Origin of the sequence: Streptomyces sp. NPDC047982 (assembly GCF_043204165.1) — a bacterium.
Taxonomy (GTDB): domain Bacteria; phylum Actinomycetota; class Actinomycetes; order Streptomycetales; family Streptomycetaceae; genus Streptomyces.
On record NZ_JBIDBS010000009.1, the window covers coordinates 202,534 to 222,053 of the forward strand.

Annotated in this window: 14 protein-coding genes and 1 riboswitch; of the genes, 10 read left to right on the forward strand and 4 right to left on the reverse strand. The window is 72.3% G+C overall.

The window, feature by feature from the left end; translation table 11 throughout:
• The first annotated feature begins 28 nt into the window (after positions 1-28).
• The 5 genes from ACGF2V_RS14110 to ACGF2V_RS14130 are packed head-to-tail and all read left to right on the forward strand — an operon-like array spanning position 29 to position 8,313.
• The gene (locus ACGF2V_RS14110; protein WP_362705250.1) at positions 29-3,568 is read left to right on the forward strand and encodes a thiopeptide-type bacteriocin biosynthesis protein; all 3,540 of its coding nucleotides are present in this window, start codon (positions 29-31) and stop codon (positions 3,566-3,568) included.
• Positions 3,565-4,998 carry a lanthionine synthetase C family protein gene (locus ACGF2V_RS14115; RefSeq protein WP_362705248.1) on the forward strand — a complete coding sequence of 478 codons (1,434 nt, stop codon included), beginning with the start codon at positions 3,565-3,567 and terminating at the stop codon, positions 4,996-4,998. Before ACGF2V_RS14110 ends, ACGF2V_RS14115 begins: the two co-directional genes overlap by 4 nt.
• A 32-nt stretch (positions 4,999-5,030) precedes the next feature.
• A complete protein-coding gene (locus tag ACGF2V_RS14120) occupies positions 5,031-6,047 on the forward strand; it encodes an ABC transporter ATP-binding protein (RefSeq protein ID WP_362705245.1) in 1,017 nt (338 codons plus the stop codon).
• Positions 6,044-6,865, forward strand: coding sequence for an ABC transporter permease (locus ACGF2V_RS14125; RefSeq protein ID WP_362705242.1), 822 nt, complete (start codon positions 6,044-6,046; stop codon positions 6,863-6,865). The genes ACGF2V_RS14120 and ACGF2V_RS14125 overlap by 4 nt, the downstream gene beginning before the upstream one ends.
• Complete coding sequence (locus ACGF2V_RS14130; RefSeq protein WP_362705239.1) at positions 6,862-8,313, forward strand: DUF6895 family protein; 1,452 nt, start codon at positions 6,862-6,864, stop codon at positions 8,311-8,313. The genes ACGF2V_RS14125 and ACGF2V_RS14130 overlap by 4 nt, the downstream gene beginning before the upstream one ends.
• Here ACGF2V_RS14130 and ACGF2V_RS14135 read toward each other — a convergent pair.
• From ACGF2V_RS14135 to gcvT, 4 genes are all read right to left on the reverse strand, one after another.
• Positions 8,300-9,682, reverse strand: a complete 1,383-nt coding sequence (locus ACGF2V_RS14135) for an L-serine ammonia-lyase (RefSeq protein WP_362626047.1) — start codon at positions 9,680-9,682, stop codon at positions 8,300-8,302. The genes ACGF2V_RS14130 and ACGF2V_RS14135 overlap by 14 nt on opposite strands.
• A 237-nt stretch (positions 9,683-9,919) precedes the next feature.
• A complete protein-coding gene (gene glyA / locus ACGF2V_RS14140) occupies positions 9,920-11,179 on the reverse strand; it encodes a serine hydroxymethyltransferase (protein ID WP_362626050.1) in 1,260 nt (419 codons plus the stop codon).
• A gap of 19 nt (positions 11,180-11,198) precedes the next feature.
• The gene (gene gcvH, locus ACGF2V_RS14145; RefSeq protein ID WP_362626054.1) at positions 11,199-11,576 is read right to left on the reverse strand and encodes a glycine cleavage system protein GcvH; all 378 of its coding nucleotides are present in this window, start codon (positions 11,574-11,576) and stop codon (positions 11,199-11,201) included.
• Between the two features lie 133 nt (positions 11,577-11,709).
• Positions 11,710-12,876 (reverse strand): glycine cleavage system aminomethyltransferase GcvT, encoded by a 1,167-nt coding sequence (gene gcvT, locus ACGF2V_RS14150; RefSeq protein WP_362626057.1) that lies wholly within the window; start codon positions 12,874-12,876, stop codon positions 11,710-11,712.
• Positions 12,877-13,021: 145 nt separating this feature from the next.
• A riboswitch (glycine riboswitch) is annotated at positions 13,022-13,120 on the reverse strand.
• 155 nt (positions 13,121-13,275) lie between these two features.
• Between gcvT and ACGF2V_RS14155 the strand changes: the two genes are divergently transcribed.
• The 5 genes from ACGF2V_RS14155 to ACGF2V_RS14175 all read left to right on the forward strand — a co-directional run bounded on the left by ACGF2V_RS14155 (position 13,276) and on the right by ACGF2V_RS14175 (position 19,292).
• Complete coding sequence (locus ACGF2V_RS14155; RefSeq protein WP_362626157.1) at positions 13,276-13,983, forward strand: AAA family ATPase; 708 nt, start codon at positions 13,276-13,278, stop codon at positions 13,981-13,983.
• A gap of 245 nt (positions 13,984-14,228) precedes the next feature.
• Positions 14,229-14,999, forward strand: a complete 771-nt coding sequence (locus ACGF2V_RS14160) for an enhanced serine sensitivity protein SseB (RefSeq protein ID WP_362705237.1) — start codon at positions 14,229-14,231, stop codon at positions 14,997-14,999.
• 197 nt (positions 15,000-15,196) lie between these two features.
• Entirely contained in the window at positions 15,197-15,967 is a 771-nt protein-coding gene (locus tag ACGF2V_RS14165) for an enhanced serine sensitivity protein SseB C-terminal domain-containing protein (RefSeq protein WP_362626062.1), read from the forward strand.
• A gap of 452 nt (positions 15,968-16,419) precedes the next feature.
• On the forward strand, positions 16,420-17,424 hold the full coding sequence (locus tag ACGF2V_RS14170; protein ID WP_362626064.1) for an ABC transporter permease: 1,005 nt from the start codon (positions 16,420-16,422) through the stop codon (positions 17,422-17,424).
• Between the two features lie 95 nt (positions 17,425-17,519).
• Positions 17,520-19,292, forward strand: a complete 1,773-nt coding sequence (locus ACGF2V_RS14175) for an ABC transporter substrate-binding protein (RefSeq protein WP_362626067.1) — start codon at positions 17,520-17,522, stop codon at positions 19,290-19,292.
• Positions 19,293-19,520: the final 228 nt, after the last annotated feature.

The following is a 19,520-nucleotide window of genomic DNA, read 5'->3' on the forward strand; positions in this document are numbered from 1 at the left end:
CCGGACGAGAACGAGAAGGGGGACGACGGTGAGGGAACGGCCCCAGACGCCGCCCGGGACACCGTCACCGTTCGGCATGCCGCCCGGCGGGACACCCGGGACACCGACCGAAGAACCGCCCCGGACATCCGCCCGGAAGCCGCGCCGGACATCGCCCGGGACGCCGTTCGAGGCGAAGGACGTCTTCCTGTACCGCGCGCCGCTGGCGCCGCCGACGCCTCCGTCAGGGGCGCGGACCGAGGCCGGGAGCGGCCTGCGCGTTCCCGCCGGGGGAGACCCCCGGTCCCTCGACGCCTGCGCCGGACTCCTCGCCTCGGCCGCCGCGGACACGGTTCTCGGCGAGGCGCTCGATCTCGCCTCTCCCAGCCTCGGCGCCCTGGTCCGTCGCGTCTCCGAGCACGGCCCCGGCGGCATCAAGCCCGGACAACTGCGCCGGGCCGCGCTCGCCGTGCTCCGCTACGACATCAGGATGCGCACCCGGCCCACTCCGTTCGGCCTGTTCGCGGGCGTCGCCCGCGGCCGGTTCGGCACCGGTGCCAAGGTCGAACGCGGCACGGCGCACCGCACTCGCACCCATGTCGACATGCAGTGGCTCACCAGGATCGGCCACCGGCTGGAACGCGATCCGGCCGTCCTGTCCACGCTCACCGTCCAGGCGCACCAGGCCCTTGTCGCGCGAGGGGACCGCCTCGTCCTGACCGCCCCCTCCACGCAGGGCGTGCCCCCGGGCGAGGGCGGCGAGGGCCGTTCCGCCGTGTCCGTGCGCAGGACGGCGGCGGTGGAACGGGCCGTGGCCGAGGCCATCCACCCCCTGCCGTACGGGGAACTGCTCCGGCGCACCACCGAGGCGTTCCCCGGCGCGTCCCCGGAGCGGGTGCGCGGTCTGCTCGCCGAACTGGTGCGGCAGGAGATCCTCCTGACCGGACTGCGCCCGCCCCTGGACGGTGGTGACCCGTTGCACCACGTCCTCGGACTGCTCGCCCGGGTCACCGAACCGTCCGGGGAGACCCTCCGGATGCGTGACGCGCTGCTGGCCGTCGAAGAGCGGAGGAAGGCGTACGACACCCGGCCCGTCGGCGCCGGCCGGGAGGAGCTGAGCGGGCTGCTGAGCACCGCGCGGTCGCTGGAACGCGACGACACGCCCCTGCACGTCGACACCCGCCTCGACGCCGATGTGCGTCTGCCGTACGCGGTGCGCGACGAGATCGAGGCCGCCGCCGGGGTGATGTGGCGGCTGTCCCGGCCCAAGCTCGGTCTCCTCGCGCTGCGCGACCACCACCGCAGGTTCCTCGACGTCTACGGGGCCGACCGGGTGGTGCCCGTCCTCGAACTCCTCGACCCGTCGACCGGACTCGGTGCCCCGGCGGGTTACGGCTGGCCCAACAGCGAGGCGGCGCCCGTGCCGGCGGAGCCGTTCGAGGGCCCTCGTACCGCCCGCAGGAACCGCGCCGTGGCCCGGCTCGTGGCCGTCGCGCAGCGGTCCGGGCGGCGCGAGGCGGTCCTCGACGACGCGGATCTCGACGAGCTGTGTCACGACACGGCCGACCTCGCGGACGTGCCCAACTCCTGCGAGGTGACGGTGCAGGTGGTCGCCCCCTCGGTGGCGGCGCTGGACGCGGGGGAGTTCCTGGTTTTTCTCTCGCCCTCGCCCGGATCGCACCGGGCCGGTTCCACCTTCGCCCGCTTCGCCGACCAGCACCCCTCCTGGGAGGCGGAGTTCGCGGCTCTGCACCGCGAGAACCCGGTGCACGTCCAGGACGCCGTCGCCGTCGACCTCGCCTTCCGGCCGCGCTCGGGCCGGGCCGCCAATCTGGCCCACACCATCCCGGCCACCGGCCGGCGCATCGGTGTCGGCCTGCCCGACGCGCCCGGTACGGAGGAACTGCGCCTGGTCGACATCGGCATCGGGGCCACCCTCGACCGGCTGACCGCCGTGCACATGCCCACCCGTCGCGAGATCGTGCCCGTCCTCGGCAACATGGTCAGCGCCCCCGCGCAGGCCCCGAACGCCGTCCGCCTGCTGTGGGAGATCGGGCTGGAAGGGCAGCGGCTCTGGGAACCCTGGAACTGGGGCCCGTTCGCCGACGCGCCGTTCGTCCCCCGGTTGCGCCGCGGGCGGTTCGTGCTGGCCTCCGCGGTCTGGCGGCCGGACGGCCTCCGGACGCGGGCACATGAGCTGCGGACGAGGGACGACGGGGACCGTACCGCCGACTGGGGGCGTGCCGTGGCCGACTGGCGGGCGGCCTGGGACGTGCCCCGTCGGGTCCTCGCGGTCACCGCCGACCAGCGGCTGCTGCTCGACCTCGACGACGTCTGGCACCGGGAACTGCTGCTCGACCAGTTGGCGCGCCATCCGGACCTCATCGCCCAGGAGGTCCCCGGCGAGCACGAGGACTGGCTGGACAGTCCGCTCGCGGGGCACGTCGTCGAACTGGTCGTCCCGATGACCCGCCGGGCCGCGGGCCGGCCGCTGCGCCGCCCGTACGCCGGAAGCCGCGGCCCCGTGAGGAGCGGTCGCACCGAGAGCCGCACGCCGGGCGCAGCGCCTTCGCCCGCAGCGAGCGCCCCGCGCACCCCGGATCCGCTCCGCACCCCGCACGCGCCAACCACCCCCGGCCGGCCCCACGCCCCGTACACCGTCCACACGCCGCACTCCCCTCGCACCTCGCACACGCCCCGGACCCCGCGCCCGGTCCACGGCCTCGGTGGCGAATGGCTCTATCTCAAGCTGCACGGTTCGGCGCGCGCCCAGGACGATCTGCTGCGCGAGCATGTGCCCGAACTGGTCGAGCTGGCCGGGCGGCACGGAGCCGACCGCTGGTTCTTCGTCCGGTACACCGACGACCGCGGCCACCACCTGCGGCTGCGGCTGCACGGCACACGTCCCGAGACCCTGTGGGGCACGGCCGTCCCGGCGCTCGGCGCGCTGCTGCGGAGGTGGCAGCGGGAGGGACTGGTGCGCGGCCACAGTCTCGACCAGTACGACCCGGAGACCGAGCGCTACGGCGGCCCCGCCGCCCGGCGCCCGGCCGAGGACGTCTTCCGGTACGACAGCGAGGCCGCCGTCGCACTGCTGCGTGTGGCCAAGGACCCCGCGAACGGCTACGACGTCGACGACCTCGCCGTCCTCTCCTGCGCCGCGCTGGCCCACGCGTTCGGGACGCCCGTGCCCGGTGGTCCGAAGGCCGCCGAGGGGTACGGCGACGACGCCGCCGCGACCTGGTTGTCCATGACCGGTTCGCGCCGCGACCTCCCCGCGGCCTTCCGCGCCCGGAGCGCGCGCTGGCGCGAACTGGTCGACCCCTACGCCGGCTGGCCCGTCCTCGCGCGGGACCCGGCCGGCGCCCGTGTCCTCGACGCGCTGCGCCCGCGCGACCGGGCGGTGGGACGGCTCGCCGCGTGCGTGCGCGCGGCGGGGGAGACGCCCGAGGGGCGGGTCGTCGGAAGTCTGCTGCACATGGTGTGCAACCGCCTCTTCGGCGGTTCCGGCGCCCGCGAAATGACCGTGCTCGGCATCGCCCGCGGCGCCGTCCAGGACCACGCCAACCGCCGGAGGCACCAGCAGTGAGCCCCACCAGCACCCACCCCGAGACACCCCCCACAGGAGGCCCCCCGGCCCCCGCCGGCGCGGGAAGCACTCCGGACCCCGGCCCGGCCCCCGCCGCGGACGCGGTCGTCGGTCTCGTCGCCGAGCGGCTCGCCGACCCGGAGTACGTCGCCGCCGTAGCCTCGCGCGACGACAACCGCGACCCCGTCTACGACGCCGTCATGTGGGGTCCTCTGACACTCGCCAACGGGCTGCCGGGCACCGCCCTCCTCCACGGCGAACTGGCCCGTACCGACGAAGCCCGGCGGCAGGTCGCCCACCGCCACCTCGTGGCCGCCGGGCGCGCCATGGCAACCGCGCCGAGCCGGGGCCTGTTCTCGGGACCGGCCGCGTTGCTCGCCGCCGCACAGACCTGCGCGGGGCCCGAAGGCCACTACCGCTCACTGCGGCGGGGGCTCGCCGCCTGGGTGGCCGCGGACCAGACCGAACGGCTGCGGGTCTTCCGCGCCCGGGCGCGCAGGAGCGGCCCGGGTGTCGACTGGGCCGCGTACGACCTGGTCAACGGTGTGTCGGGGACGACCCGACTGCTTTTGGACGCGGTCGCCGACCCGGCCGAGAGCGGCCCCGTCGTCGAAGCGGCGCTTGCCACGTCCCTGCGCCACCTCGTCGACCTCACCGCACCGGTCCGTGCCGACGGCCACCGCGTCCCCGGCTGGTGGGTGCCCGCCGGTCTCCAGATCAGCGCCCGGGACCGCGAGACGTACCCGCGCGGGGACTTCAACCTCGGCATGGCGCACGGCATCGCCGGACCGCTCGCCGTGCTGAGCACCGCGTACGGGACCGGACACGGCACGCCCGACCTGCGCGACGCCATTCAGCGCATCGCCGACTGGCTGCTGGGCTGGACGCTGAGCGACGACTCCGGTCCGTACTGGCCCGCCCGTGCGGGCTGGGACGAGGAGCTCGCGCCGCGCCGCCCGCGACGGCTGTTCACCCGCACGGCATGGTGCTACGGCACCCCCGGCGTCGCCGCCGCGCTGTTCCGGGCAGGGACCGCCCTGGACCGGCCCGACTGGCGCGCCGCAGCGGTCGCGGCGTTGCGGGCCGCGCTGCGCCGCCACGAGTCGGAGTGGGCGATCGAGGGACCCACTGTCTGCCACGGATACGCGGGCCTGCTACGCGTCGTGGCCCGGGTCGCCGAGGCGACCGACGACCCCGAACTGCGCGCCGGACGCCGACGTCTGACCGGCAAGGTGCTGAACCTCGTCGATGAGAGCGCGCCCTTCGCGTTCCGTCACCTCATGCGCTTCCCGGCCGCGGCCCGTTCGCCCGTACCCCACCGCGCCGTCGACACCGCGGGCATGCTGGAGGGCGCGGCGGGGGTCGCCCTCGCGCTGCTGCCCGTCGCCGACGGGCCGCTCCCCTGGGACCGTACGCTGGGGCTGGCATGACCGCCCGGCCGCCTTCGACGCATCACGGGAGCGTGACACCGGCCTTCGAGATCAGTGATCTCGTCGTACGCCACGGCAAGGTGACCGCCGTGCACGGGGTATCGATCAGCTCGCCGCCGGGCCGGGTCACCGCCCTGCTCGGTCCCAACGGAGCGGGGAAGTCGAGCCTGTTGGGGGTCGTGTCGACGGCCGCCCGGCCCGACGCGGGCACGGTCCGGGTCTTCGGCCACGACGTGCGCGACTCACCGACGGCCGCGCGGCGCCGCCTCGGTCTCGTCTTCCAGGAACGCACCCTGGACAAGGAGCTCTCCGTCGAACGGAACCTGTGGTTCCATGCCCGGCTGTACGGCATGAAGCGGGCCGACGCCCGGGCCCGGATCAGCCTGTTGCTGGACCTGTTCGATCTCTGCGACCGTCGTCGACGACCGGTCGAGGAACTCTCCGGCGGGCTGGCCAGACGCGTGGAGATCGCCCGTGCGCTGCTGCACCGGCCCGGGCTGATCGTCCTCGACGAGCCCACCAACGGCCTCGATCCGACCGCCCGCGCCATCGTCTGGGCCGATCTGCTGCGCCTGCGCGCCGAGTTGGGGGTCACCGTCCTGTACGCGACGCACTACATGGACGAGGCGGAGTACGCCGACGAGATCGTCATCCTGCGTCAGGGCAGGGTCGTGCGGCAGGGCAGCGTCGACCGTCTCAAGGACGGCCTGGAGTCGTCCCGCCTCGTGGTCAGCTGCGCGGACGACGAGGCCGCCGCGCGGCAGTTGCGCGCGGCCGGTTTCGAGCCGCTGATCGGACCCGGCGGTGTCGCGGTGCACTGCGCCGATCCCGAGGCCCGGATCGCGGAGGTCGTACGGGCTCTGGACGTCCCGGAGTTGACGGTCTCCGTGCACCACCCGTCCATGAACGACGTCTACCTGGCGGTGGCCGGAGAGGACGCGGTGGTGAGGGAAGGCGCAGGGGCAGGGAAGGATGCGGCGGTCGGGGAGGGCGCACGGGGTCGCGAGGGCGAGTCGCGGCAGCGGCCGGAGGAGGCGGTCACGCCATGACCGCGACGAACGCCCCCGCTCCCGCCCCGGCCTGCGCCCCGCCCCGCCCCGCGGACGACGACGGCCGGCTGCGGGTGGCGCTGCGCGCCATCGGCGTCATCGCCCACCGCGATCTGCTGCGGCAGGCCAAACGGCCGGGCGTACTCATCAGTCAGGGCGCCCAGATCTTCTTCTTCGTCCTGGTCTACGCGGTCGGCTTCGACGGGATGATCGGTTCGGTCGGTGACGCACCGTTCAGCGCCTACGTCTTTCCCGGGATCATTGCCATCCAGGTCGTGTCGATCGGGGTCGCCTCCGGCCAGACGTACGCCTGGGACCGTGAGTACGGCGTGTTGCGCGAACTCCTCGTCGCACCGGTGCCCCCGGTCTGCCTGCCGCTGGGGAAGGTCGTCGCAGGGGCGGGGACGGTGACGGCGCAGAGCACGGTGATGCTCGCCTTCTCCCCGTTGATGGGTGTCGACCTGACGGCGGGCCGGTTCGTCGCCGCGATCGGCTGCTACGCGCTGGCCGCCACCGTGTTCAGCGTCATCGGGCTCTGTCTGGCCACCGTCATCACCCGCGTGCAGACGCTCCAGGCCACCGTCCAGCTCGCCATGTTCCCCATGCTGTTCCTGTCCGGGTCGGTCTTCAGCCCGCAGGACGTTCCGGCCTGGCTCGGCTGGATCATGCACGTCAATCCCATGACGTACGCCGTCGATCTGGCGCGGCAGACCCTGCTGGGCGGCGGCGGTCTGCTGCCGCGCTGGGCGGATCTCGGCGCGCTCGCCGCGATCCTCGCCGTCGCCATGACGGTGCTGCGGCTGCGGAGCGGGCGGTGAACGGCGCGACCGACGAGGTGTATTGGCCCCCGCTTCCCGCGCACGCCGGGCGCACCGGTGATGCGTTCCTGGCCGAGGACGAGGCGGCCCGTCGGGTGCTGACAGGGGCGCTGGGATGGATCGAGGCCCATCTGGACTGGTTCGCTCCGGGCCGCTGGGAGGAGTTCCTGCCCCGCCGCCCCTTCCGGCCCGGTCCGCTCCTCGAACTCCTCGGACTGGTCAGGGTCCTGGACCGCTCGGGCATCATGCCCGCCACCGCGCCCCTGCCCTCCCGCGCCCTCGACCTCGCGGAGGAGACCGTTCACGAGCCGGAGTTCGCCCGCGGCCTGCGTCGCGGCGACGCGTTCTTCCCGTACCACCTCAACCTGACCGCGCTCCTGGAACTCCTCGGCCGCCCGCACCCCGTGCTGCGCGCGGCCTGCCAGGCACTGCTCACGGCGGACGCGGGCGGCCACTGCCGGCCGTACAAGCCGGTCCTCTCCCGGCTCGAGCTGCGCTACTTCGTCGACCGCGGCGGTTTCACGGCCCCCGACCCGCTGCCCGGCCTCGGTCCGCTCTTCCGCGAGGGCATCGCCGCCCGGGGCGCGGACGTCCTCCAGTTGACGGGCGACGAGACCTACGCGCTCACCCACGTCCTCCTGTACGCGACGGACTTCGGCCATCGCCGCCGCCTGCCCTGCCGGGGCGAGGCGGTGGCGCGGGTGCGCGAGACCGTGCGGGTGCTGCTCGGCGTCCACCTCGCCCGGGGGAGCCTGGACCTCCTGGCGGAACTGCTGCTGTGCGATGCGGCCCTGGACACGGGACAGAGGGGCGGGCCCGGTTCCCGGCGCGGTCCGGGGTCCAGGTGGTTGCTTCCGGTTGCCGGCGGGGGGCCGGGCACGGGGCCGGACACCGCTCCCGTTCCGAGGACCGTCGCGGGGCCGTGGCGGCGGGCCGGCTGGAACGCGCTGGCCGCCGCCCAGCGCCCGGACGGCGCCGTACCCGGTCCGGTGCACCGCCCCGAGATCCTGGCCGGACTCGCGGGGGACAAGGCCGCCGCGTACCTCTTCGGCACCTGCTACCACACCACGCTCGCCTCGGCCCTCGCCTCCGCCGCGCGAAAGCCGGCTGAGGCGCCGGGCCCCTCGGGCCCCACAGAACCCACCGGATTCCCGCTGCCCCGCGCACACCCCGAGGAGATCCGGCACTGGGCCCGAGGCGCGGCCGAGGCGGCCCGGACCGCCCCGCCCGCCGCGCGCGCGGAACTGGCGGCGTGCCTCGGCCCCCTGCTCGCCCTCGCCGTCCGGGCCCACGACCCGGCCGTCCTGACGGACGTCCTGCGCGCCGCCGAACGCCTCGGCCACCGCGACGACCCCCTGGCCCGCTCGGCGGCGGCCCTCCTCGCGGCGTGGGGGCCGGAGACGGGGGCAGGAGCGCTGGGCGGGGCCCACCCACTCAGCACTCGATGATGTTGACCGCCAGCCCGCCGCGCGCGGTCTCCTTGTACTTCACGCTCATGTCCGCGCCCGTCTCCTTCATGGTCTTGATGACCTTGTCCAGGGAGACCTTGTGGCTGCCGTCGCCGCGCAGGGCCATCTTCGCCGCCGTGACGGCCTTGACCGCGGCCATGCCGTTGCGTTCGATGCACGGGATCTGGACGAGGCCGCCGACCGGGTCGCAGGTCAGGCCGAGGTTGTGTTCCATGCCGATCTCGGCGGCGTTCTCGACCTGCTCGGGGGTGCCGCCGAGGACTTCTGCGAGGGCGCCCGCGGCCATCGAGCAGGCGGAGCCGACCTCGCCCTGGCAGCCAACCTCGGCGCCGGAGATGGAGGCGTTCTCCTTGAACAGCATGCCGATGGCCCCGGCGGCCAGCAGGAAGCGGACGACGCCGTCCTCCTTCTCCGCCTCGGTGGCGCCGCCGGCCGCGAAGTTCATGTAGTAGTGCAGCACGGCCGGAATGATCCCGGCGGCGCCGTTGGTCGGCGCCGTCACGACCCGGCCGCCCGCGGCGTTCTCCTCGTTGACCGCCATGGCGTAGAGGGTGATCCACTCCATTGCGTGGGCCTGGGGATCGCCCTCGGCGCGCAACTGGCGGGCGGTGGTCGCGGCGCGGCGGCGGACCTTGAGGCCGCCGGGCAGGATGCCCTCACGGGACATGCCGCGTGAGACGCACGCCTGCATGACGTGCCAGATGCCGAGCAGACCCGAGCGGATCTCGTCCTCGGTGCGCCACGCCTTCTCGTTCTCCAGCATCAGCGAGGAGATGGACAGACCGGTCTCACGGGACAGCCGCAGCAGTTCGTCGCCGGTGCGGAAGGGGTGCTTCAGCACCGTGTCGTCGAGGACGATCCGGTCTGCGCCTACCGCGTCCTCGTCCACGACGAAGCCGCCGCCGACCGAGTAGTACGTCTTCTCCAGCAGCGTCGCACCGTCGCGGTCGAAGGCGAGGATCGTCATGCCGTTGGCGTGGTAGGGGAGGGCCTTGCGTCGGTGCAGGACCAGTTGCTCGTCGGCGTCGAAGTCGATCTCGTGCATGCCGAGCAGGTTGATCCGGCCGGTGGAGCGGATGTGCTCGACCCGCTCGTCGGCGGTCTCCACGTCGACGGTCCGGGGCGAATCGCCCTCCAGACCGAGCAGGACGGCCTTCGGAGTGCCGTGGCCGTGGCCGGTCGCGCCGAGCGAGCCGTACAGCTCCGCCCGTATCGAGGTGGTGTGGGCGATCAGCCCCTCGTTCTTCAGCCGGCGCGCGAACATACGGGCGGCGCGCATCGGGCCGACCGTATGGGAGCTGGACGGGCCGATGCCGATCGAGAACAGGTCGAAGACCGAGATGGCCACGGGTACTCCTCAGGGTTGGTAGACGCCGTTGTCCGCCGGTGGTGCGCGTACGGGCCGGTCGGCCCGAAGAGCAGGGTGGTCGGGGAAGAACAGGGGACGGGGCCGGGCAAGAGCGGAGGGCAGGGCCCGGGGGACGGGGCACCATGCCCACTGCCCACTGCCCAGTGTGCGCGGTGCCCCGTCCGAGAGACGACGGACCGTGTCCCGGACCGTTCCGGGACACGGTCCGCGCGCGGCCTACTTCAGGCCGGGGTACAGCGGGAACTTCTCGGCCAGCGCGACGACACGGGCCTTCAGGGCGTCGGCGTCGTACGACGGCTTGAGCGCGGCGGCGATGATCTCCGCCACCTCGGTGAAGTCCTCGGTCCCGAAACCGCGGGTGGCCAGGGCCGGCGTGCCGATCCGCAGACCCGAGGTGACCATCGGCGGCCGCGGGTCGTTCGGGACGGCGTTCCGGTTGACGGTGATGCCGATCTCGTGCAGCCGGTCCTCGGCCTGCTGGCCGTCCAGCTCGGAGTCGCGCAGGTCGACGAGGACCAGGTGGACGTCCGTGCCGCCGGACAGCACGGAGACACCGACCTCGGTGACGTCCGGCTGGACCAGGCGCTCGGCGAGGATGCGGGCACCCTCCAGCGTGCGCCGCTGGCGCTCCTTGAACTCCTCGGTCGCCGCGACCTTGAACGAGACCGCCTTGGCCGCGATCACGTGCTCCAGCGGACCGCCCTGCTGACCCGGGAAGACCGCCGAGTTGATCTTCTTGGCCAGCTCCTGCGTCGACAGGATGACGCCGCCGCGCGGACCGCCGAGGGTCTTGTGCGTGGTGGTCGTGACGACATGGGCGTGCGGCACCGGGTTGGGGTGCAGGCCCGCCGCCACCAGCCCGGCGAAGTGCGCCATGTCGACCATCAGGTACGCGCCGACCTCGTCCGCGATCCGGCGGAAGGCGGCGAAGTCCAGCTGACGGGGGTAGGCGGACCAGCCGGCGACGATCAGCTTCGGCTTGGCCTCCTTGGCCAGGCGCTCGACCTCGGCCATGTCCACGAGGCCGGTGTCGTCCACGTGGTACGGGACCACGTTGTAGAGCTTGCCGGAGAAGTTGATCTTCATGCCGTGGGTCAGGTGACCGCCGTGGGCCAGGTTCAGGCCCATGATCGTGTCGCCCGGCTTCAGCAGCGCGAACATCGCGGCGGCGTTGGCCTGCGCTCCCGAGTGCGGCTGGACGTTCGCGGCCTCGGCGCCGAACAGCGCCTTGATCCGGTCGATGGCGATCTGCTCGACGACGTCGACGTGCTCGCAGCCGCCGTAGTAACGGCGGCCGGGGTAGCCCTCGGCGTACTTGTTGGTGAGTACGGAGCCCTGGGCCTCCATGACCGCGACCGGAGCGAAGTTCTCCGAGGCGATCATCTCGAGGGTGGACTGCTGGCGGTGGAGCTCGGCGTCGACGGCGGCGGCGACGTCCGGGTCCAGCTCGTGGAGGGAGGAGTTGAGAAGCGACATCAGGTGGTCCCTTGGGGTCTCAGTTGCCGGAGAACTCGGTGTACTCGTCGGCGGAGAGCAGGTCCTTCGGCTCCTCCGCGACACGTACCTTGAACAGCCAGCCGCCTTCGAAGGGAGCGGAGTTCACCAGCGACGGGTCGTCCACGACGTCCTGGTTCGCGGCGGTGACCTCGCCGGTCACCGGCGAGTACAGGTCGCTCACCGACTTGGTCGACTCCAGTTCGCCGCAGGTCTCGCCCGCGGTCACCGTGTCGCCGACCTCGGGGAGCTGCGCGTAGACGACGTCACCGAGCGCGTTGGCGGCGAACTCGGTGATGCCGATCGTGGCGACACCGTCCTCGGCGGCCGACAGCCACTCGTGCTCCTTGCTGTAACGCAGCTGCTGGGGGTTGCTCATGACCTGAATTCTCCTGTACGCGGGGGAGTGCTGATGAACGGTGGTCTTACGGTATGAGACGCGATTACGTCACTTTTGGGCGTGCGGAGGCCGCTCGCGGCGCCGGGACCTCTTCCGGCACCGCGGACGGGCGTCACTTCCGGCGCTTGTAGAACGGCAGTGCCACGACCTGGTACGGCTCGTGGTTGCCCCGGATGTCCACTCCGACGCCCTCGGCGCCGGGCGTGGCGTGGGCGACGTCGACGTACGCGATGGCGATCGGCTTGCCGAGCGTGGGCGACGGGGCGCCCGAGGTCACCTCGCCGACGACCTCGCCGCCGACGACCACGCGGTAGCCGGCGCGCGGCACCCGGCGGCCCTCGGCGACCAGCCCGACGAGCTTGCGGGGCGGGGCGGTCTCGGCGCGCTCGGCGGCGGCCTTCAGGGCCTCGCGGCCGACGAAGTCGCCCTCCTTCTCGAACTTCACGACCCGGCCGAGACCGGCGTCGAACGGGGTCAGCGCGGTGGTCAGCTCGTGGCCGTAGAGCGGCATGCCCGCCTCCAGGCGCAGCGTGTCGCGGCAGGAGAGTCCGCACGGGACCAGGCCGTGCGGGGCGCCCGCCTCGGTGAGGGCCTTCCACAGCTGCTCGGCGTGCTCGGGCGCGACGAACAGTTCGAAGCCGTCCTCGCCGGTGTAGCCGGTACGGGCGATCAGCGCGGGGACACCGGCGACCGTGCCCGGCAGCCCGGCGTAGTACTTCAGACCGTCCAGATCGGCGTCGGTGACCGAGGCCAGGATGGCCGAGGAGGCGGGGCCCTGCACGGCGAGCAGCGCGTACGCGTCGCGGTCGTCGCGCACCTCGGCGTCGAAGCCCTCGGCCCGCGCGGTGAGCGCGTCCAGCACGATCTGGGCGTTGCCCGCGTTGGCGACGACCATGTACTCGGCCTCGCCCAGCCGGTACACGATCAGGTCGTCGAGGATGCCGCCGTCCTCGGCGCAGATCATGGTGTAACGGGCGCGGCCGACGGCGACGGTGCCGATGTTGCCGACCAGCGCGAAGTTCAGGAAGTCCACCGCACCGGGGCCGGTGACGGTGATCTCACCCATGTGCGACAGGTCGAAGAGGCCGGCCTTGGTACGGACCGCGTTGTGCTCGTCGCGCTCGCTGGCGTACCGCAGCGGCATGTCCCAGCCCGCGAAGTCGGTCATGGTCGCGCCCAGCGAACGGTGCAGGGCCTGAATGGGGCTGTGGCGCGAAGCGCCTTCGGACAGGGTGGTGGTGGGAGACGGGTGGGCTGTACGGCGGGGTGCGGTGGTCATGGTGTGGCTCCCGGGGGCACGACGGCGAGGACGATCCCTCCCCATCTGTCATCGGAACCTGAGAGGTTCGCCGAAAGCCCCGGAAGGGTCCGGTTCGGCTTGCACCTTGGGTGGAGCCGCCGAGCGGCCCGCTTTTCAGATCTGCCTCATCCGCGCGGTACGGGGCCTGAGAGATTCAAGGGAGGAACTTGCTCCTTCGGCGCCCGGCCCACGCGGTGAACCGGAACTCTCCCGCGCGGATTCAAACGGCCTGTATGCAGTTGGCCGGGCCATCATCGCACGCATCGCGCCGGAGTGGAGCCCCGGTCCCCGGGGCAGTTCAACGGCGTGGACGGTTGTGTCGCATTACCACTTCTTTACACTTCGGCCATGGGCGGACATCCGACAGGGGGGCGGGCGATGACGTCACGGCGGTACGCGACGACCGCGGGGGCCGCGCACGGCGCGATGCCCGCGCAGGCCGGGGCCTCGGCCGGGGCGGCGCTCGGCCGTCCCGAGCCGGTCGTGCGCGACCTGCGGCGACGCGGCGGACACACCCCGCGCGGCCTGTGCTTCGCGGCGGGCGACGTGGTGGTGGTCTCCGGGCTGCCCGGCAGCGGCAAATCCACCCTCATCCGGCGCGCGGCCACGGTCCGCGCCATCGATTCGCAGGACACCCGGGACCGCTGGGCGCGGCTGATGCCCCGCCTGCTTCCGTACGCCCTCTACCGCCCTCTCGTCCGCCTCGCCCACTATGCGGGGCTGCGGCGGGCGCTGCGCTCGGGCGAGTCCGTCGTCGTGCACGACTGCGGAACGCAGGCATGGGTACGCCGCTGGCTGGCCCGTGACGCACGGCGCCGGGGCCGGGACCTCCACCTGCTCCTGCTCGACGTCACGCCGCGGACCGCGCGCGAGGGACAGCGAGAACGCGGCCGGGGCGTTTCCGGGTACGCGTTCGCCCGGCACCGCAGGGCCGTGGGCCGGCTGCTGCGGGACGCCGAGAAGGGGCTGCTGCCGTCCGGCTGCGCCTCGGCGGTGCTCCTGGACCGGGAGGCGGCGGGGCTGCTGGACCACATCACGTTCACGGAGCCCGGAGCGGGCCCGGACGACCTCCGGGAGGGACGCTGACGACCTCGGGACGGCAGGGGGCGGGCCGGCGCCGCCCCGCGACTGCGCTTGCCGCGTCGCCGTCGGTCCTCCCCGGGGTCCCGGCTTCGCTCGACCTGGGGGAGACCCCCTCCGCGCCGCATCGACTCCCCCCTGCACCTCGCGATCGAAGCCGCACGACGACGCTCCCTGATCCGCCCTGCCGCCCCAGGTCGTAACCTTCTGCCGGAAGGCTCGGGCAGGAGCTCGGGAAAGAAGGGGAAGCAGTGGACATTCCGGCGCAGGTCCAGTCCCATCCGCAGGGCGGATGGCCGGCCAACGAGCTCGAAGAGGTGCTGATGGCCTCGGTGGGAGTCGCGGAGGCCGGCGGGCGCCTCGTCGAGGTGCTCGGGCGCAGCCACGTATGGGTGCCGCTGCCGGGCGGCGGCGGCCCCGACTCCACGGACCTCGACCTGCCGACGCTGGAGATCGACGGAGCCGCGTACGTCCCCGTCTTCAGCTCCGAAGAGCAGTTCCTCGGCTGCGTCGGCGACCGGATGTCCTACACCGTCGCCCCCGCCGTCGAATTCGCCCGCGGCCTGCCCCCGCAGCTCGGCATCGCCGTGAACCCCGGCGGCGTGGTCGGGATGCCGCTCCCGCCGCCCGCCGTGGCCGAGCTCTGCCGCTCCGGACGCACCCCGCTGGACGGACCGGCCACCGGAGGCCGGGTCCGCCTGTACGAGCCGGACTGGCAGGAGGAGCCTGTCGACTTCCTCTCCGCCGCCGCCGGGGAATTCGAGGAGAGCGGCGTCGTGCTCACCGCCCGCCGCACGCTGGCCAGCATCGAGGGCGGCGACCCCGTCCTCTTCATCGGCGTCGAGTTCGCCGCCTGGGACGAGGCCGCGCGCGACGCCCCGATGGACGCGCTGGGCCGCGCGCTCGGCCGCGTGACGGTGCCCTGGCCGGTCAACCTGGTCCTGCTCGACGTGGCGCAGGACCCGGTCGGGGACTGGATGCGGGAGCGGATCCGTCCGTTCTACCAGCGCGTCCCGCGGTAGCGAACGCCAGTGCGGGACGCGCGGTGGGCGGACCGCTCACCGCGCACGCCGCGGACCACCTTCCCGGCCCGAGGCGTCAAGTCGGTGTCAGGACCGGCACATAAGCTGGTTTCATGGCGGGTGTGACGGCATCATGCCGCGCCCGGGTGCCCCGGGAGCGGTGGGCCGGCACAGTGGATCGAAGAGGGGCGGAACCAGTGAGTGCGTCAGGCACCGCGGCGGCCGGGCAGGTCGAGCACATGCTGCGCCAAGTGACGCCCGGGCGCTACGACGCGTACGAGGCGTTGCTCCAGACACTCGCGAACGGCCGCGTCTGGATGCTTCTCTGGAACGGCCAGGCGGGTTCGCCCGACGCCCAGTACGGAAACATGGAGATCGACGGCCTCGGCTACGCCCCCTGCGTGACCTCCGCCCAGGAGCTCTCGGCCAGCGGCTGGACCCGGGCCCATGAGGTGGTCACCGGCCTCGACATCGCCCGCGCCCTGTTCCCCGACCGCTGGGGCATCTGGCTCAACCCGCACGCCCCCGGCGGCGGCGTCGGCATCCCCTGGCTGGACCTGCGCCGGATCGCCACCGGCCTGGAGCGGATGCCCGCCGGTCCGCTCCGGCTCACCGAGCCGGCCATCGAGATCCCGCAGTTCTACGCCCTGCTCGCGCAGAACGCCCACCGCACTCCCGCGATCCGCTCGCTGCGCCGCGCCTGGGTGCAGCCCGCGCTCGGGACGGCGTACCTCGCCATCGGCCTCGACCTGTACGACACGAGCCGGCCGTCCGTCGACGCGGTGCGCGCGATGATGCGGCAGTCGGTCGCCGCGGTTCCGGAGGGTCTGCCCGTCTCCACCGTCGCGATGTCCGACGAGTACGACCCGGTCGCGATGTGGCTGCGCGCCAACTCCCGTCCGTTCTACGACCGCGAGGCCCACGCCCCGGCGGCCGGCTACGGCTACCCGCCGCAGGGCGCGTACTGACACCGTCTCCGACGGGGGCGTGCGCCGTACCGCGCGACGCGTACGCGGGCGCCCGAGTACCCGTGCTTCACGACGAGTTGACTCCTGCCTCACGCCTTGAGCGCGGTCGCTCGACCGGAATGTCCCGACGTATGTCATGCGCCCTTCATGTCGCGCATCTCCGTTCAGGAACCGTCTGGTGGCGAAAGCGAAGAGTATGGGTTTCATCGCCACGTTGAACCTCAACTGGCCTGTGTTCGGGGGCCGTTCAGTTCCGTCCGGATAACGGATCACCCCGGTCCGCATCACGGTTAGGCATCCATTCGCCTGTCGGTATGGCTACCGCGCGCGGCGGCGATGAAGACTCCCGCAGCAAGGGCGTCTTGCCGCCTCCGCGTACGACTTGACTGATCCGTGCCGCACAGCGGCCAGTTCGGCCCGGCCACCGCCGGTTGAGAGGGGTCCTTGCCACGATGACGGCACCACTGCACGAGCCGACCACGGAGACGGATCCGCACGCGACCGGTGGGCCCGCGGCCGGCTCCGGGGCGAAGAAGGTCGAGGGGCGGTCCCTCAAGCAGATCGCCTGGAGCCGCCTCAAGCAGGACAAGGTCGCTCTGACGGGTGGCATCGTTGTCCTCTTCCTGATCGCGGTGGCGGTCTTCGCGCCGGTGATCGTCTCCCTGCTGGGGCACCCGCCGAACGACTTCCACCAGGACGAGCTCGATCCGCTCACCAACCTCCCCACGGGGCCGCTGGGCGGCATGAGCAGCGACTTCCTCTTCGGGGTCGAGCCCAACAAGGGACGCGACGTCTTCAGCCGGATCGTCTACGGCGCCCGCATCTCGCTGCTCGTGGCGTTCCTGGCGGCCCTGGTCGCCGTGGCGCTGGGCACGCTCTTCGGCATCGTCGCCGGGTACTTCGGCGGCTGGATCGACGCCGTGATCAGCCGCGTGATGGACGTGCTGCTCTCCTTCCCGCAACTGCTCTTCATCATCTCCCTGGTCTCCGTCCTCCCCGACGACCTGCTCGGCCTCACCGGCAGCGGGGTGCGTATCGCCGTACTCGTCGCCGTCATCGGCTTCTTCGGCTGGCCGTACGTGGGACGCATCGTCCGGGGGCAGACGCTGTCGCTGCGCGAACGCGAGTACGTGGAGGCCGCGCGGAGCCTCGGCGGCGGGCGGGGGCACATCCTCTTCCGCGAACTGCTGCCGAACCTGGTGGCGCCGATCACCGTCTACGCGACGCTCATGATCCCCACCAACATCCTGACCGAAGCGGCCCTCAGCTTCCTCGGTGCCGGTGTCCGGCCGCCCACGGCCTCCTGGGGCGGCATGCTGCGCGACGCCCTGGAGACGTACGAGCACGACCCGATGTTCATGGTCTTTCCCGGCGTGACGATCTTCATCACCGTACTGGCCTTCAACCTCTTCGGGGACGGGCTGCGCGACGCCCTCGACCCCAAGGGGACCCGATGACCCACGACTTGCCCCTGCCGCACCGTCAGGTGGCTTCTCCCATGGTTCTCCGGCATGCAACGGCCTGGGACCGCGATCTCGGAGGTTGCGAGAAAATGTCCACGGTTTCCACGAAAAGACGTCTCACCGCTGGTGCGGCTCTCGTGGTCGCGGCGCTGATGACCACCACGGCGTGCGGCGGCGGCGACGGCGACAGCGAGGGCGGCAGCGCGAAGGGCGCGGGCTTCAACGCGGCGTTCAACAAGGTCGCCAACCCGTCCACCAAAAAGGGCGGGACGCTGAAGATGGTCGGCAAGCAGGACCTGGACTCGGCCGACCCGCAGCGTGCCTACTACGGCATGGCCTGGGACTTCATGCGCTTCTACACCCGCCAGTTGGTCACGTACGACACCAAGCCGGGCGTCGCCTCGACCAAGCTGGTCGGTGACCTCGCCACCGGCCCCGCCGAGATCACGGACGGCGGCAAGACGTACACGTACAAGCTGCGTGAGGGCCTGACCTGGGAGGACGGCTCCAAGCTGACCTCCAAGGACGTCAAGTACGGCATCGAGCGCATCTGGGCGACGGACACCATCACCGGTGGCCCGCAGTACCTGAAGCAGACGCTGGACCCGAAGGGCGAGTACAAGGGCCCGTACAAGGACTCGTCCCCGGACAAGCTCGGCCTGAAGGCGATCGAGACGCCCGACGACAACACCATCATCTTCAAACTGCCCAAGCCCAACGGTGACTTCGAGCAGTTCCTCGCCATGCCGTCCGGCTCGCCGGTGAAGGCGTCCGAGGACACCAAGGCCAAGTACACCCAGCGGCCGTTCTCCTCGGGCCCGTACAAGTTCGAGTCGTACAAGCCGAACAAGAGCATCGTGCTCGTCCGCAACGACAAGTGGCAGAAGTCGTCGGACCCGGTGCGCGCCGCGCTCCCGGACAAGATCACCGTGACGATCTCCGCCAACCTGGAGGAGAACGACAAGAAGCTGATGGACGGCGACTACGACGTCGACATGAACGGCACCGGCATGACCCAGTCCGGCCGCGTGACCGCGATCCAGAAGCACAAGGACAGCGTGGACAACATGCAGACGTCCTTCATCCGCTATGTCGCGCTCGTTCACGCCGCGAAGCCGTTCGACGACGTCCACTGCCGCAAGGCCGTCTTCTACGCCACGGACTTCGCCGCCCTCCAGCAGGTCCGCGGCGGCGAGATCGCCGGTGGCGCGATCGCCAACAGCGCCCTCCCGGCGTCCATCAAGGGCCACAGCGACTACGACCCGTACGGCGTCCTCGCCCGCAAGGGCAAGCCGGACCTGGCCAAGGCCAAGGACGAGCTGAAGCAGTGCGGCCAGCCGAACGGCTTCGCCACCAAGCTCACCGCCCGCAACAACAACCCGGGCGAGGTCGACGCCGCCGAGGCGCTCCAGGCGCAGCTCGCCAAGGTCGGCATCAAGGTCGCGGTCGACCCGATCAACGGTGCCGAGGCGGCCAGCATCAGCGGTTCGCCGTCCGTCGTGAAGCAGCGCGGCTACGGCATGACCATGAGCGGCTGGGGCCCCGACTTCCCGTCCGGGCAGGGCTTCGGACAGCCGCTGTGGGACAGCCGCTTCCTCTCGGAGACCGGTAACTACAACGAGTCGCAGATCGAGGACCCGCAGATCGACAAGCTCTTCGACCAGGCGATCGCGGAGACCGACCCGGACAAGGCCGGTGAGATCTACGCGCAGATCGACAAGCGGATCCTCGACCAGGCCGACTGGATGCCCTTCATCTACGAGAAGAACATCACCTGGCGCGGCAAGCGACTGACGAACGTCTACATGTCCGACGCCTACAACGGCCGTTACGACTACGTCTCGCTCGGCGTCGTCAAGTAGTCGCTGCCGTCAGCGGCAACAGCAGCCGCTGACGTCAACAGCAACAGCGGCCGACCCCGTCGGCCGCCCCACCGCCGCCGAAACCCGCCAGTCCGAAGGGCAGGTGATGGCCGGGGCGGGGGGGGGGGGCCCCCCCCCGGGGGGGGCGCCCCCCCCCGGCCCCCCCCCCGGGTTGGGTATTAATTAAGGGCCCGGGTGGGCGGGAGAAAAAGGTTGTCGGGGGAGAGA

Excerpts from the sequence above, each read along its gene's own strand:
- ACGF2V_RS14125 (WP_362705242.1), top strand. The coding sequence starts at position 6,044 with ATGACCGCGACGAACGCCCCCGCTCCCGCCCCGGCCTGCGCCCCGCCC.
- glyA (WP_362626050.1), bottom strand. The coding sequence starts at position 11,179 with ATGTCGCTTCTCAACTCCTCCCTCCACGAGCTGGACCCGGACGTCGCC.
- gcvH (WP_362626054.1), bottom strand. The coding sequence starts at position 11,576 with ATGAGCAACCCCCAGCAGCTGCGTTACAGCAAGGAGCACGAGTGGCTG.
- gcvT (WP_362626057.1), bottom strand. The coding sequence starts at position 12,876 with ATGACCACCGCACCCCGCCGTACAGCCCACCCGTCTCCCACCACCACC.
- ACGF2V_RS14155 (WP_362626157.1), top strand. The coding sequence starts at position 13,276 with ATGACGTCACGGCGGTACGCGACGACCGCGGGGGCCGCGCACGGCGCG.
- ACGF2V_RS14170 (WP_362626064.1), top strand. The coding sequence starts at position 16,420 with ATGACGGCACCACTGCACGAGCCGACCACGGAGACGGATCCGCACGCG.
- ACGF2V_RS14175 (WP_362626067.1), top strand. The coding sequence starts at position 17,520 with ATGTCCACGGTTTCCACGAAAAGACGTCTCACCGCTGGTGCGGCTCTC.